The 14,059-nt window shown below is 59.5% G+C and carries 9 protein-coding genes; 5 read left to right on the top strand and 4 right to left on the bottom strand.

Annotated features, from left to right (window positions below):
• Positions 1 to 83: 83 nt before the first annotated feature.
• Positions 84 to 3,122 (bottom strand): CoB--CoM heterodisulfide reductase iron-sulfur subunit A family protein, encoded by a 3,039-nt coding sequence (locus MSL71_RS01525; protein WP_180136909.1) that lies wholly within the window; start codon positions 3,120 to 3,122, stop codon positions 84 to 86.
• A gap of 318 nt (positions 3,123 to 3,440) precedes the next feature.
• On the opposite strand from MSL71_RS01525, the gene miaA reads away from it, so the two are divergent.
• The gene (gene miaA, locus MSL71_RS01520) at positions 3,441 to 4,355 is read left to right on the top strand and encodes a tRNA (adenosine(37)-N6)-dimethylallyltransferase MiaA (protein WP_180136908.1); all 915 of its coding nucleotides are present in this window, start codon (positions 3,441 to 3,443) and stop codon (positions 4,353 to 4,355) included.
• A gap of 31 nt (positions 4,356 to 4,386) precedes the next feature.
• Complete coding sequence (locus tag MSL71_RS01515) at positions 4,387 to 6,315, top strand: penicillin-binding protein activator (RefSeq protein WP_180136907.1); 1,929 nt, start codon at positions 4,387 to 4,389, stop codon at positions 6,313 to 6,315.
• Positions 6,316 to 6,502: 187 nt separating this feature from the next.
• On the opposite strand, the gene MSL71_RS01510 is transcribed toward MSL71_RS01515, so the two are convergent.
• Positions 6,503 to 7,843, bottom strand: a complete 1,341-nt coding sequence (locus MSL71_RS01510; protein WP_180136906.1) for an ATP-dependent 6-phosphofructokinase — start codon at positions 7,841 to 7,843, stop codon at positions 6,503 to 6,505.
• A gap of 153 nt (positions 7,844 to 7,996) precedes the next feature.
• A complete protein-coding gene (locus MSL71_RS01505; RefSeq protein ID WP_180136905.1) occupies positions 7,997 to 8,974 on the bottom strand; it encodes a KpsF/GutQ family sugar-phosphate isomerase in 978 nt (325 codons plus the stop codon).
• Between the two features lie 416 nt (positions 8,975 to 9,390).
• Between MSL71_RS01505 and MSL71_RS01500 the strand changes: the two genes are divergently transcribed.
• The 3 genes from MSL71_RS01500 to MSL71_RS01490 all read left to right on the top strand — a co-directional run bounded on the left by MSL71_RS01500 (position 9,391) and on the right by MSL71_RS01490 (position 13,111).
• Positions 9,391 to 9,669, top strand: coding sequence for a PxxKW family cysteine-rich protein (locus MSL71_RS01500; RefSeq protein ID WP_180136904.1), 279 nt, complete (start codon positions 9,391 to 9,393; stop codon positions 9,667 to 9,669).
• A 222-nt stretch (positions 9,670 to 9,891) separates the two neighbouring features.
• Positions 9,892 to 11,202: an aminotransferase class I/II-fold pyridoxal phosphate-dependent enzyme gene (locus tag MSL71_RS01495; RefSeq protein ID WP_180136903.1), complete on the top strand. Its 1,311-nt coding sequence runs from the start codon at positions 9,892 to 9,894 to the stop codon at positions 11,200 to 11,202.
• A 112-nt stretch (positions 11,203 to 11,314) separates the two neighbouring features.
• Positions 11,315 to 13,111, top strand: coding sequence for a chloride channel protein (locus MSL71_RS01490; protein WP_180136902.1), 1,797 nt, complete (start codon positions 11,315 to 11,317; stop codon positions 13,109 to 13,111).
• Positions 13,112 to 13,390: 279 nt separating this feature from the next.
• On the opposite strand, the gene MSL71_RS01485 is transcribed toward MSL71_RS01490, so the two are convergent.
• A complete protein-coding gene (locus tag MSL71_RS01485) occupies positions 13,391 to 14,050 on the bottom strand; it encodes an HAD family hydrolase (protein ID WP_180136901.1) in 660 nt (219 codons plus the stop codon).
• Between the last annotated feature and the right edge of the window lie 9 nt (positions 14,051 to 14,059).

Here is a 14,059-nt window from a genome sequence, read left to right as displayed (position 1 = left end):
TTTTATTTAGTCTCCTTTGAATCCCGCCCCTTCGAAACACGCTCGGAAAGGGCGGGACAAACAGGTTTAATGCGAATCTGTCCTTACGCTTCGTTCAGGGCAAAGATCTGCGACATGATCTGGTCGTTATCAAAGCCCCTGTGGCGAATGGCACCGGATCGGCAGGAGCCGACGCAGAGGCCGCAGCCCTTGCAGAGTACGGGGTTGATCTGGGCCTTGCCTGCGTCTCGGCCTTCGGTCATGAAGGAAGGCGCGGAGTAGGGGCAGACGCTGACACAGATCCCGCAGGAGCTGCAGAGCGCGGGGTTCACATGGGCGACCTGGCCGCTGGTGTGAATGGTCTCACGGGCCAGCAGGGTGATGGCGCGGGATGCCGCTGCCTTGGCCTGGCCGATGGCTTCGTCAATGGGCTTGGGATAGTGAGCCATGCCGCAGAGGAAGACGCCGTCGGTTGCGAACTCGCTGGGACCGAGCTTGGCGTGGCGTTCCACGAAGAAGCCGTTGTCGTTCATGGGCAGCTTGAAGAACTGGGCAACCTTTTCATCCCGGTAGGGCACCACGGCGGTGGCCAGGGAGAGGAGGTCTGCTTCGATCTCAACTTCGCGCCGGAGAACGTGATCGACGGCCTTGATGGATACCTTGTCTCCGTTGACGGCGACAACGGGCTTGTTGTCCACGTCGTAACGGATGAAGATAACGCCTTTTTCGCGTGCTTCGCGGTAGAGATGCTCGCGCTCGCCGTAGGTCCGGATGTCGCGGTACAGGATGTATACGTTGGCAAGGGGATTGCGGCGTTTGATTTCCAGGGCGTTGTCGATGCTGTGGGTACAGCAGACACGTGAGCAGAAGGGACGCTCGGGCTCGCGGGAGCCGACGCACTGGATAAATACGGCTGAATTCACGGTGTTCAGAATCGGATCGTCGGCCTTGAGTTTTTCATCCATTTCAAGGCTGGTGACGATGCGGTCGCTGGAGCCGTAAGAGTATTCTGTGGGGGTGTAGGGCTGAGCCCCGGTGGCCATGACGGCAACCCCGTGCTTCAGGACGGTCTCCGCTCCGTTGGAAGCGAGGGTGGATTCGAAGTTGCCCACGAAGCCTTCCACGTTTTCCAGGGTGGTGTTCAGGTGAACGGTGATGTTGTCGTCCTTGGTCACGTCGTCGATGAGCTCGACCAGCTTCTCTGCCACGTTTTCGCCGGAGGCGGTGCGGTAGAGGCGGTTGGCGTTGCCGCCAAGTTTGTCTTCGCGCTCAACGATGTGGGTGGCGTATCCCTGACGGGAGAGGCTCTGGGCAGTGGTGATGCCCGCAAGGCCCCCGCCGAGGACCATGGCGGTCTGGTTGACCTGGAGCTCGGCTTCTTCGAGGGGCTGGAAGAGGGCGACCTTGGCCACGGACATGCGAATGAGGTCCTTGGCTTTTTCGGTGGCCATCTCCGGCTGATCCTTGTGTACCCAGGAGTCCTGGTTACGGATGTTGGTCATCTCGAAGAGGTACTTGTTGAGGCCGGCAGCCAGGAGGGTCTCCTGGAAGAGGCCTTCGTGGGTCTTGGGCGTACAGGCGGCAACCACAACGCGGTTGAGGCCCTTCTCCTTGATGGTCTCAGCAATCTTGTCCTGAGTATCCTGGGAACAGGAGAAGAGGTTGTTGGCCACGAACTCCACGTAGGGGAGGGACTTGGCGTACTCGGAGACAGCCTCCACGTCCACGGTGCCTGCGATGTTGGTACCGCAGGAGCAGACGAAGACGCCGATCTTGGGACGTTCGCCGCCCACGTCGAGCTGGGGTACCGTCTCGGCTTCCTTGGTCACGGTGTTTCGTGCCGAGGCGATGGACTCGCCGGCCGCGGCAGCTGCCGCACTGGCGTCCACGATGGACTCGGGAATGTCTTTGGGGCCCTGGAAGGCGCCGCAGACGTAGATACCCTCACGGCTTGTGGCCACGGGGTTGAAGGCGGAGGTGGCAGCAAAGTTGCTGGGGGTAAGCTCAATGTCCAGCTTCTTGGCCAGTTCCACGGTTTCCGGAGCCGCCTCGAGACCGATGGAGAGGACGATCATGCCGAAGACTTCGGTTTTGATGGTGCCGTCTTCGGTGACGTAGCGTACTTCCAGGTCATCGGTTTCAGGAATGGGGTTGATGGTGTGGACGCGGCTGCGGACAAAGCGGATACCACGGTCCTTGCTCTTCTCGTAGTACTCTTCGAAGTCCTTGCCCGGAGTACGCATGTCCATGAAGAAGATGGCGCAATCCAGATCGTCCCCGTTGTGCTCCTTGGCCATGACCGCTTCTTTGATGGCGTACATACAGCAGACGCTGGAGCAGTGGCCGTTGTCGCAGCGGTTGATGTCCCTTGAACCGATGCACTGGAACCAGGCGATCTTCTTGGGCTCTTCGCCGTCCTTGCTCCGACGGGTCAGGTGACCCTGGGTGGGGCCTGAAGCAGAGAGGATACGCTCGAATTCCAGAGAGGTAACAACGTTGGGAAACTTGGTGTACTGATAGGTGTCGAAAACGGAAGGATCAAAGGGCTTGAAGCCAGTGGCCAGGACCACGGAGCCGACGTTGAGGGTGGTCTCCTTGGCGGTCATCGTGTAATCGATGGCGCCGGTGGGGCAGACCTTCTCGCAGTTTCCGCACCTGTCTTTGGTAAGCTTGAGACAGGTGTCGGGATCAATGGCGTACTTAAGGGGTACGGCCTGATCATACTCGACGTAGATGGCTTTTCGCTTGATCAGATTAGCGTTGTAAGGGTCCGTGACCTTTTTGGGGCATTTCTCGGCACAGAGACCACAGGCGATACATTTGGACTCGTCCACGTATCGGGGTCTCTCGTTGAGGGTAACCTCAAAGTTACCTGCCTCGCCCTGGATGTCGATCACGTCAGAAAGGGTTTTTAACTCAATGTTCAGATGCCGGCCGACCTCGACCAGTTTAGGTGAGATAATTCACATTGCACAGTCGTTGGTCGGAAAAGTCTTGTCCAGCTGGGACATGACACCGCCAATGGAGGCCCCTTTTTCGACCAGGTATACGTAATAACCTGAATCGGCCAGATCCAGGGCAGTTTGCATACCGGCGATACCCCCCCCGACGACCATCACGGATCCGATTACATCCTTAGACATGGCTTCTTTCTCCTGTTGAATGGTGCGCAGGCGCATTCAAATCGCTGAGAACGGCCTTGCAGTGTTACAGAATATTCCAAATAAACCTGAAAAGTTATATTTCCAGAGTCAGCGAGCGCGCTGGCTCGCAGCTATCTTACCTTATATTAAAGATAAAATGAGCAAATACACTTACTACCCGCTATATTGGGTGTTGTCAATAGAATTATATTTATATATTAAGGGACTAAATGTCCGGTATCCGTGCGGCTGTTCAATGGTGGACACCCGGAAAAACCGGAGTGAATCCGTTTAGGCTCGTTTACATTATTTACTGGTATGAATAGAAAAATTGTTGTGATATGTGGACCCACCGGTGTAGGAAAAACCTCTGCGGCCATAGAGGTTTGCAGGCGGTTTTCCGGGGAAGTGGTCGGGGCGGATTCCATGCAGGTTTATCGGCAGATGGACATCGGCACGGCCAAACCCACCGAAGAAGAGCAGCGTCAGGCCGTTCATCACATGATTGACGTGGTGGATCCTGATGAACCCTACGACGCCGCCCTTTTTGCGTCCCAGGCCGACAAGGTCATCGGCACCCTGTGTGATGACGGCGTGCTGCCCGTGGTGGCCGGCGGTACCGGGCTCTATGTCAAAGCTCTGGTTCACGGTCTCTCGGAGGCGATCCCTTCGGATCCCGTCATCACCGAGAGGCTCACGGCCGAGGCGGAAGCCACGGGGCTGGCTCCCCTTTATGCCCGATTGGCTCAGGTGGATCCGGCGTATGCTGAAAAGATCAGCGAAAACGATCCGTTGCGCATTGTCCGCGCCCTTTCGGTTTTCGAGGCCACGGGCAAGCCCTTCAGCGCTCATCACGCCGAGCACGCCTTTGCCCAGGCCCGCTACGATGCCCTCAAGGTCTGTCTCTTTGCAGATCGGGAGATCCTCTACGACCGCATCAACCGGCGCGTGGACCTGATGGTGGCCGAAGGCCTCCTGGACGAGGTCAAAGGACTCCTTGCCCGTGGCTACCACCGGAATCTTAAGCCCATGGGCTCCATCGGGTACCGGCACATGGTGGAGCACCTGGAGGACGGCGTGCCCTGGGAGGAAACCGTCAGGCTCCTGAAACGGGACACGCGGCGGTTTGCCAAGCGACAGCTCACCTGGTTCCGGGCCGACCCCGACATGATCTGGCTGGACCCCGGGGACACCGAAGGTCTTTTTGCGGCCGTGGAATCGTTCATTGCATGACAACCCACTATATTAAGGATGGCCAAAGGGTATGGCGATAAAGAACCCGATGATAAAAAAAGGGGCCCGGGCACTGTTTTTTCTGGTGCTTTTTCTGTGTTTGGTCGGTTGCGGGCAAAAAGGGTATGGCCCGGAGCGGGTCCTGCCGGAAGATGAGCAGCTCTTTGTCCGTGCGGAAGAGGCTTTTGGCGCGCGGAGATACGACCGGGCGCTGGAGATGTACGCCGACGTGGTGGGACGATATCCCGACAGCCACGTGGCCGCGGCGGCCCTGCTGAAACAGGGGATGATCTACGGCCTTACCGGTGCCTACGGCAAGGCCGATGCCGCCCTGGCCCGGGTGGCCGAGGTCTATCCGGATAGCCCCCTTGTGCCCGTGGCCCTGGTGGAGTCCATGATTCTGTCCTATCGCCGGGGGGATTTTCCCGGCACGATTCGAAAGGGTGCGGCCATTCCCGATACCCTCTCCCCGTCGGATTACCTGATGCGAAAATACGCTGTCATGGGGGATGCCTATCTGGCTTTGGGGGACACCGTGGACGCCGTGGGCGCCTATTTTAAGGCGTGTGAGCTGGCCCACCCCGCCGAGCGCAGGGGGGTGACGGTCCGTCTCCGGCAGACCGTGGTGAACCTGACCCTTTCGGAAACCCTGGAGATGCTTTCTCGGGTTCACGACAAGGAGAAGCGGGGGTACCTGCTTCTGAGGCGCATGCGGGCCCTTGCCGATGAAGGTCAGGGGGACGAGGCCCTCCGGGGTGCGGTGGAGTTTTTGAGCCTTTACACAGAGCACCCGGTTCGCGATGAGGTGGTGGCCTTTCGGGAGGCCCTCAGCCAGACCCATTTTAATTCCAGGACACTGGGGTGCCTGTTGCCCTTTACGGGCCGGTATGCAGAGTACGGGCGCCAGGCAAGGGAAGGGATCGAGCTTGCCTTTCAAGTCCTGGCCGCCGACGAACGGTATCGGGATGCTCAGTTGATTTTCCGGGATACGGGCTCCGATGACGAGACGACGCGCCAGGCCGTTCGCGAGTTGGTGGAGGCAGGGGCTGCCGCCATCATCGGGCCGGTGGGCAACGTGGAGAGCGCCGCGGCCGAAGCCCAGCTCAGGGGGATTCCCCTCATGACCATGACGGGCAAGGACGGGATCACGGCCTCCGGCGACTTTATTTTCAGGAATTTCATGACCCCCAGGATGCAGGTTCGCTCCGTGGTCTCCTATGCCTTTGAGGTGCTGGGCTTAAACGATTTTGTGATCCTCTACCCCGATGAACCCTATGGCCGGGATTTCATGAACCTGTTCTGGGATGAAGTGGAGCGCTACGGAGGAGAGATTCGCGGGGTGGAGGCCTACGCGGCCGGCACCGTTGATTTTTCACGGGCCATCAAGAAGCTGACCGGGCTCTGGTACGCCAAGCCCGAGGTGCCCACCGGCATGCAGGCCTGGGGGCGTGTGTTGCCCGAGGATGCCAAAGGTTCGGGCCAGGTGGTGGATTTTGAGGCGATCTTTATCCCGGACGGGCGCAAGAACCTTGAGATGATCCTTCCCCAGCTTGCTTTCCATGACTTGGGGGGTGTGTATACCCTGGGCACGAACCTCTGGCACAATACCGACCTGAGAAAGGGGGTGTCCGGCCACCTCGGGAACAGCATCATTCCCGACGGCTTTTACGCGCGGAGCCGTGACCCCAAGGTCAAAGGGTTTGTGAGGGCCTTCAAGGGCGCCTACGGACGTACCCCTGATTACATTGAGGCCGTGGCCTTTGACTCGGCTTCCCTGGTGCTGGAAACCCTTCTGGATGAGGCGCCCATATCCCGTGGTGCGGTCCGTGACGCCCTTTTGGGGGTGAACGCCTACCCCGGTGTTACCGGAACCACCTCCTTTGACGGGAGTGGTGATGCAGACAAGGCCCTGACCCTTCTGAAGGGGTCGAGGCGGCGGTTTGTGGAAGTGGGGAGGTAAGAGGCAGGCCATAGGAAAAAGGTCATAGGCTATAAGCTTTAGGGGGCGGGGTGCGTCGGCGTTTCACCACCTTATAAAATGGCAGTGCCGCCACGCTGTTTCCGGGAAACATGATGGAACGCGTGGCGGCAACCGAAACGTTTTTGCGGGGCTTGTTTAAACAAGACGACCCGCGGAAGCGTTTTTTTTATGCCTTTTCCGGGGCGGGGTTCTTAAGGGAGCTTTGGCCCGTGGCCTCCAGCACCGTGGCCCAGAGTTTGCCGTCGGGGTCCACTTTTTTGCGCTGGGTGATCACCTGATCCATGGGGACATGGACAAAGTGGTTGTTCCAGTGGCTCACCACCAGCTTGGTCTTGCCCGTCATGCCGGCGTGGACCGCGTCGCGTCCCAGGAAGCTGCAGAACACGTGGTCGTTGGCATTGGCCGGAAGGCTCCGGATGATGTAGCTGGGGTCGATGTACTTCAGGCTCACGGGGATGTCCTTGCTCTTGAAGTGGGCCATGATCTTGCTCTTGATGAGAAGGCCGATGTCGTAAAGCTTGACGTTGCCCGAGGCGTCGTGCATTTTTTTCCGCCCTTCAAAGAACTCCTGGCCCGCGCCTTCGGCCACCACTACCACGGCGTGCCCGCGAAGGGTGAGCCGTTTTTCCAGGTTTTCCAGAAATCCGTTGGGGCCGTCCAGGTCAAAGGGGACCTCGGGGATGAGGACAAAGTTGACGTCCTGGCGGGCCAGGGCGGCCGTGGCGGCCAGGAAGCCGGACTCCCTGCCCATGAGCTTGATGAGGCCGATGCCGTTGGGGTAAGCCTCGGCTTCGTTGTGGGCCCCGCTGATGGCCTGGGTGGCGATGTCCACGGCCGTGTCAAAGCCGAAGGAGCGGGCCACCAGGAAGACGTCGTTGTCGATGGTCTTGGGGATGCCGATGACGCTGATTTTCAGCCCCCGCCGGGTGATGGCGTCGGCGATCTTGGACGCAGCGGCCAGGGTGCCGTCACCGCCGATCATGAAGAGGATGCCGATGTGCATGCGTTCCAGGCTGTCCACCACCTCTTCAATGTCCTGGTCTCCCCGTGAGGACCCCAAAATAGACCCGCCGCTGTCCAGAATGTTGGTGACAGTCTCCGGGGAGAGGTCCACGGTGCTGTGCCCGTATTTGGGGATGAACCCCTGGAGGCCGTGCCGGATCCCGCAGATGTGCTTCACGCCGTAGCGGTGGTAGAGTTCCAGAACCACGGACCGGATGATGTCGTTGAGGCCGGGGCAGAGGCCGCCGCAGGTCACCAGGGCGCATCGGAGCTTGCTGGGGTCAAAGTAGATCTTGCGACGGGGCCCGGCAGATTCAAAGGCGGGGGCGGGGATGCCGTCGGCTTTGAGTTGGGCCACATGCTTTTCGTTGACGTGCAAAAGGATCCGCTCGTCGTCGTCCACGAAATAGGCCCCGCACTCACCGTTATTCGGTTGCAGGAGGGGGGAGGGGATCTTGGCTTCACCAAGGGTCTGGATGGTGGTGTCGATGTGTTCGAATCTCATAATCACTCCCATCATGGTGTTGCGATGTGCCTCCGCATCCGTGTGGGGATGCGGGGGCGTCGGGTATCTGTCATGATCCGGTGCCGGATCAACGGATTTTTCGGATGAACCGCAGGCGTCCCTTTTTTGCGCCCGGTCAAAAAGGAGCGGGGGTCAGTTGCCGTTGAACTGAAACGCTCCTTTTCCGAGGATGTCGTGGAGGTGGAGCAGGCCCTTGACCCTGCCCTGGTCGTCGGTGGCGGGCAGGACCGTGATCTGGTGCGCTTCCATCATGTTGAGGGCGTCGTAGGCCGGGGCGTTGATGGCCACGGAGCGGGGGGACCGGGTCATCACCTCGGAGACGGGGCGGGCGGGGTCGAAGCCCTCGGCTGCCATGAGGTGGCGGACATCCCCGTCGGAGAGGAGCCCCAGGAGCAGGCCCTTGTCGTCGGTGATAAACACGGCACCCAGGCGACGGGCATCCAGGGCGGCCAGGGCGTCGCCAATGGAGGCCGAAGCCGCCACCAGGGGCACCATCTCGCCGGTGACCATCATCTCGGAGACCTGCAGGGAGAGACGCTGGCCCAGGGCGCCCCCGGGGTGGAACTTTTTGAAGTCGTCGGGCTTAAAGCCTTTGGCGTCGATGAGCACCACGGAGAGGGCGTCGCCCATGGCAAGCTGGGCCGTGGTGCTGGAGGTGGGGGCCAGGCCCAGGGGGCATGCCTCTTTTTCCACGCCCGTGTCGATGACCAGGTCCGCGTGCTGCCCCAGGGTAGACTTGGGGTTGCCCGTGAAAGCCACCACCGGACACCCAAGGGCCTTTATGCTGGGCAGCAGGTGGTTGAGCTCGATGGTTTCACCGCTGTTGGAGATGGCCAGCACCACATCCTTGGGGGAGACCATGCCGAGGTCGCCGTGCATGGCTTCCACCGGGTGCATGAAGACGGCACGGGTTCCGGTGCTGCTCAAGGTGGCGGCGATCTTGCGTCCGATGAGGCCGGATTTGCCGATGCCGGTAATGATGACGCGTCCCTGGCTTTCCAGGATGGCGGTTACGGCTTTGTCGAAATTGTCGTCGAGTTTATGGGTCAGGTTGAGGAGGGCATCGGCTTCGGTGCGGATAACCTCGGCGGCCTGTTGGATTCGATTCATGGTGTTGTCCTTCAAGATGGTCTGTATGTATGGAATGCACCATGGACACATATGGACCGTGTGTCCATGATGTTGTGGTTTTGTGTGGGCCTTGCGAAAGGTCGGCTCATCACCTTACTTTCGTAAGTGGCATCAAACGGGCCAAAGATCAAGGGAAAAAGCCGCGCGGGGCCATGGGGAGATGCCCGTGTGCGTCCCCCTTTTCCGGCGGCCTCAGCCGTCCGGGGCACCGGATGGTGCCGGGGAACGGCTGTCGGCGCAGGGGCAGGGCCGAGGCCTTTTTTTAAAAGCCCCCATGAATTTGAATTTGACAAATGGGGCTGAGTTCTTTTATAAATATTTGGTTTAATTTTGATCTATTGAGATACCATGAGTCGGCCCCTGGGCCAAAATCTGTGATATGGAGAGTATATCCAATGATTTGTACAACAGTTCGAAACGGCAGCGATTGCCCTTTCATGACCAAAAGCGGTTGCTCCTACGAGGGCGGCGTCTGCAAACCCATCATCGAAAAGTGCGAAGGCTGCGGCCGCATCGGTGAGTTCGCATCCGAAAAATACTGCACGTCCGCACCCGATCCCGATGCACGCTGGAAAAACGGCAACTGCAACCTTGCCACCCACGTGAAGAACGTGATCGTTGAGAAGAAGCAGAAGATCAACCCCATCAAAGCTTCAAAGCGTGGGGGAAGATAGCGTATCGAGTCGATGCAGAGCCGATCATAGATGCGCCTTTTCGGACGATTCAAAAACCCCCGCCTTTTCACCTTTGTGGTACAACGACGGGGGTTTTTTTATCTTTTGGTTATTGCCTGGAGAATAGGGGCGGCACCTTGCCGCATGACACGTATATGATGACGATGTGGCCGGCCCACATCGGAAGTGTCGAACCGACACAGATTTGAAGGAGCCTGATCCATGAACGAAATCGCCAGACAGCTGAATGAGGAAATCGCCCAGGGTAATGGTTATCTGATGGAAATGTTGTCAGAGGTTGGTAAAAATCTCTTTTTTCCCAAAGGGATCCTGAGCCAGTCCGCTGAAGCAAAACAAAAAGCGCACCGGATCAACGCCACCATCGGCATTGCCAAGGAAGAGGGCGGTATCATGCGTCTTCCGTCCGTCATGGACAGCATCGAGGGGCTGGCACCGGAAAACAGCCTGACCTACGCCCCCTCATTCGGCATCCCCGGACTCCGTGCCGCCTGGAAAGAGGCGATGTACGAGAAGAATCCCTCCCTTGAAGGGGCAGAGGTGAGCCTGCCTGTTGTGACCTGCGGCATCACCCAGGCCATCAGCGTCATGGCCGATGTCTGGGTCGATCCCGGCGACGCGGTGATCCTGCCGGACATGATGTGGGGCAACTACAACCTGATCCTTTCGGTTCGCAAAGGCGCCACCTTGTCCAAGTACAACCTCTTTACCGAAGCCGGCGGCTTTGACCTTGCCGCCTTTGAGGCCAAGGTGAAGGAAGAGGCGGCGGCCCGGGACAAGATCATCGTGCTCCTCAACTTTCCCCAGAACCCCACCGGGTATACGGTGACCAATGCCGAGGCAGCAAGGATCGCCGACATCCTCGAAGAGGTGGCCAAGGGCGGGACCAACGTCATCGCCGTCACCGACGACGCTTACTTCGGCCTGTTCTACGAAGAAGACGTCCTCAAGGAGTCCATCTTCTCCCTGATCAGCGGCCGCCACGAGCGCCTCATGGCCATCAAGATGGACGGGGCCACCAAAGAGGATTATGTCTGGGGGCTTCGCGTGGGCTTTCTCACCTACGGCATTCCCGCCTGCGACAACCAGGCCGGTGTCTACGACGCCCTGGAGAGGAAAACCGCCGGTGCGGTTCGCGGCAGCGTCTCCAACGCCTCGCACCTGAGCCAGTCCATTGTCCTGAAGGCCATGCAGACCGAAGGCTACGCCGAGTCCAAGGACGCCAAGGGCGAGATCCTCAAGGCCCGCGCCAACAAGGTGGCCGAGGTGTCCCGCGATGCCAAGTACGCCGACGCCTGGAGCGTCTACCCCTTTAACTCGGGCTACTTCATGTGCATCCGTCTTAAAAATACCGATGCCGAAACCCTGAGACTCCACCTCCTGGATACCTACGGGGTGGGCCTCATCTCCCTGGGAGCCACCGACCTTCGCGTGGCGTTCTCCTGCATTGAGATCGAGGACGTTCGCGAGCTCTTCGACACCATTTACAAAGGTGTCCAGGACCTGGCGGGCTAACCGGTTCGTTTGTTGCACCCGGGCCTGACCTCGCGTCTGGCCCGGGCTTTTAAGTGCCCTGCAGACTCTCTGCTGTGCGGGGCGGCACATGTGATTGCCCATTGGAGTTTATATGGTCTTGTTGACCAAAGGCGCACGGGGTCGGAAAGGGATCTACAACGCCGGCAAGTGGTTTTCCTACTTTTTGATCATTGGCCTCATTGCCGGATGCGGATCTGTCCTTTTTCACTACCTGTGCCAGCTGGGAATCCACTATTTCATGGATTTCATGGCAGGGTACCGTCCCACGCCTCCCGCCGGAGAGCACCATCTCCTCGAACCCACCACCCGTCCTTTCAATCGGTGGATCCTCCTGTTTCTTCCCGCCCTGGGCGGTCTCGTCAGCGGCTGGCTGGTCTACACCTTTGCCCCGGAGGCCGAAGGCCACGGCACCGATGCAGCCATCGACGCCTACCACAACAAGGGCGGCTTCATCCGGAGCCGGGTGCCCATCATCAAAACCATTGCCTCCACCATCACCCTGACCACGGGCGGCTCAGGCGGCCGGGAGGGTCCCATCGCCCAGATCGGGGCGGGGTTTGCCTCGTTTCTGGCAACGCGTTTCAACCTGTCGGACCGGGAGCGCCGCATCATGATGGCCGCGGGCATCGGCGCAGGGGTGGGCAGTATCTTCCGTGCGCCCCTGGCAGGGGCTCTGTTTGCTTCGGAGGTGCTTTACCGGGACCCCGAGTTTGAGTCCGATGTGATTATTCCTGCGGGGATCTCCTCGGTGGTGGCCTACTGCGTCTACTGCCTGGTTTATGGCTGGGGGTCCCTTTTCGAGTCCCCGGATTTTCTCTTCCGAAACCCCCTGGAACTCGGGCCTTACCTGGTGCTGGCCGGGGTGCTGGTGGCCACGGGCTGGTTCTACGTGAAGGTGTTCTACGGCACGGAAAAGGTGTTCAAAAACCTCACCGGGGTGCCCAATCACCTGAAGCCTGCCATGGGAGGGCTCTGCACGGGCATCATCGGGTTTTTCTTTTCCCATACCCTGGCCTTCGGCTACGGGTTTATCCAGACGGCCCTCACCACGGGGCTGCCCATCACCATGCTGCTCACCCTTGCCATCGGCAAGATCTTCACCACCTCCTTTTCCATCGGATCCGGGGGCAGTGGCGGGGTCTTCGGTCCGTCGGTGGTCATCGGCGGCGCCATGGGCGGCGTGGTGGGCCAGATTTTTCACCAGATCATGCCGGGCGTGGTAACGGCCCCCGGGGCCTTTATCATCGTGGGCATGGCCGGTTTTTTTACGGCTGTCTCCAACACCCCCATCTCCACCATTATCTTCGTCAGCGAGATGACCAACTCGTACCATCTCCTGCTGCCGAGTCTCATGGTCTGCTCCATCTGCTTTCTCATGGGCCAGAAGTTCACCATCTTTGAAAACCAGGTGAAGACCAAGGTGGATTCCCCGGCCCATGCCGGTGAGTTCATGGTGGACATTCTCCAGAAGCTCCGGGTGAAGGACCTCATGCCTGCGGTAAAGCAGGTGCCCCACGTCCATGAAGAGATGGGTTTTCTTGCTTTCAAACGGTTCTTTTCGGAGACCAAGCAGCACTACTTTCCCGTGATGAACAAAGAGGAGCGCCTGGTGGGCATCTTTTCGTCCACAGACATCCGGAGTGTGATTTTTCTTCAAGAGGTGGAGCACCTCATTGTGATGCGGGACATCGCCACCACTGAGATTATCACCACCACCCCGTCCGAAGATTTAAACGCGGTGCTCCAGAAGTTCACCCAGAAGAACATCGACAGCCTGCCCGTGGTGCAGGAGCATGACGCGGGCATCCTCATCGGCATGCTGGATCGTCGCGACGTCATCGCCACCTACAACCGCCAGGTAGAACGCATGAAAACCACCAGGGGTTAAAGCCCCTGGGGATTGCGAATGCTCCTTGGGCTCGTTCCTCGCCCGAGTCGCATTCGCGTACGGGCTGCGCCCGTGGGAAAACGTGGGGTGATGGATAAAAAAAAGGGAGACCACGTCGCTGTGACGTGATCTCCCTTCTTTGTTCGTAAGCCCCGGGCGTCAGCCCGTCAGCGAATGCGATGAGCCTGAGGCACGAAGGTGAAAGAGCATTCGCGAACCTGGGGTCCAGGGGCTTAGCCCCTGGCCGCCGGAGGCATCGCTTTTGTCTGCTTTGCTTTTTTACAGCAGGTCGAGCAGCTCCAGGGGGTGGTTGATGAGGTGCTTGGCGCCGCTTTCTTCGAGCTCTTTTTGCTCGCGGAAGCCCCAGAGGACGCCCACGGGGACCATGCCGGCGCCCACGGCGGTTTTCATGTCCACGGCGGTGTCGCCCAGGTAGAGCATCTCCTCGCCTTTGATGCCGGTGGTCTCAAGGATCTCCAGGGCCCCTGCGGGGTCGGGCTTTCTGGGGACGCTTTCCCGGGCGCCCAGGACCTGATCAAAGGTCCAGTGGGGCATGATGTCGGCGACGCACTCCCCGGCGGATTCGTGGGGCTTGTTGGTGAGGACAAAGAGTTTGATGCCTTTATCCGCAAGGGCGGTGAGGAGCTCGGGGATCCCTTCGTAGGGATGGGCGATGGTGCCGGTGAGCTTGTGGTAGACGGAGAGGAATCGCTCCAGCAGGGGCTCGAATTTGTCGGGGTCGGCTGTGACCTCTTTGGGGGCGGCCCGCTCCACCAGGACCCGGGCCCCGTGGCCTGCAAAGTATTTGAAGGCGTCTTCGGGGTGGGTGGGGTAGCCGAAGGCCTCCAGGGTGCGGTTGGTGGCGGTGGCGATCTCTTCCAGGGAGTCGATGAGGGTGCCGTCCAGGTCGAAGACGACCCCTTTGATATGTGTTGTCATGAATGGTTC

Origin of the sequence: Desulfoluna butyratoxydans, from assembly GCF_900699765.1 — a bacterium.
GTDB lineage: Bacteria > Desulfobacterota > Desulfobacteria > Desulfobacterales > Desulfolunaceae > Desulfoluna > Desulfoluna butyratoxydans.
Note: the sequence above shows the minus strand (reverse complement) of the source record. Positions and strands in the feature narration are given on the sequence as shown.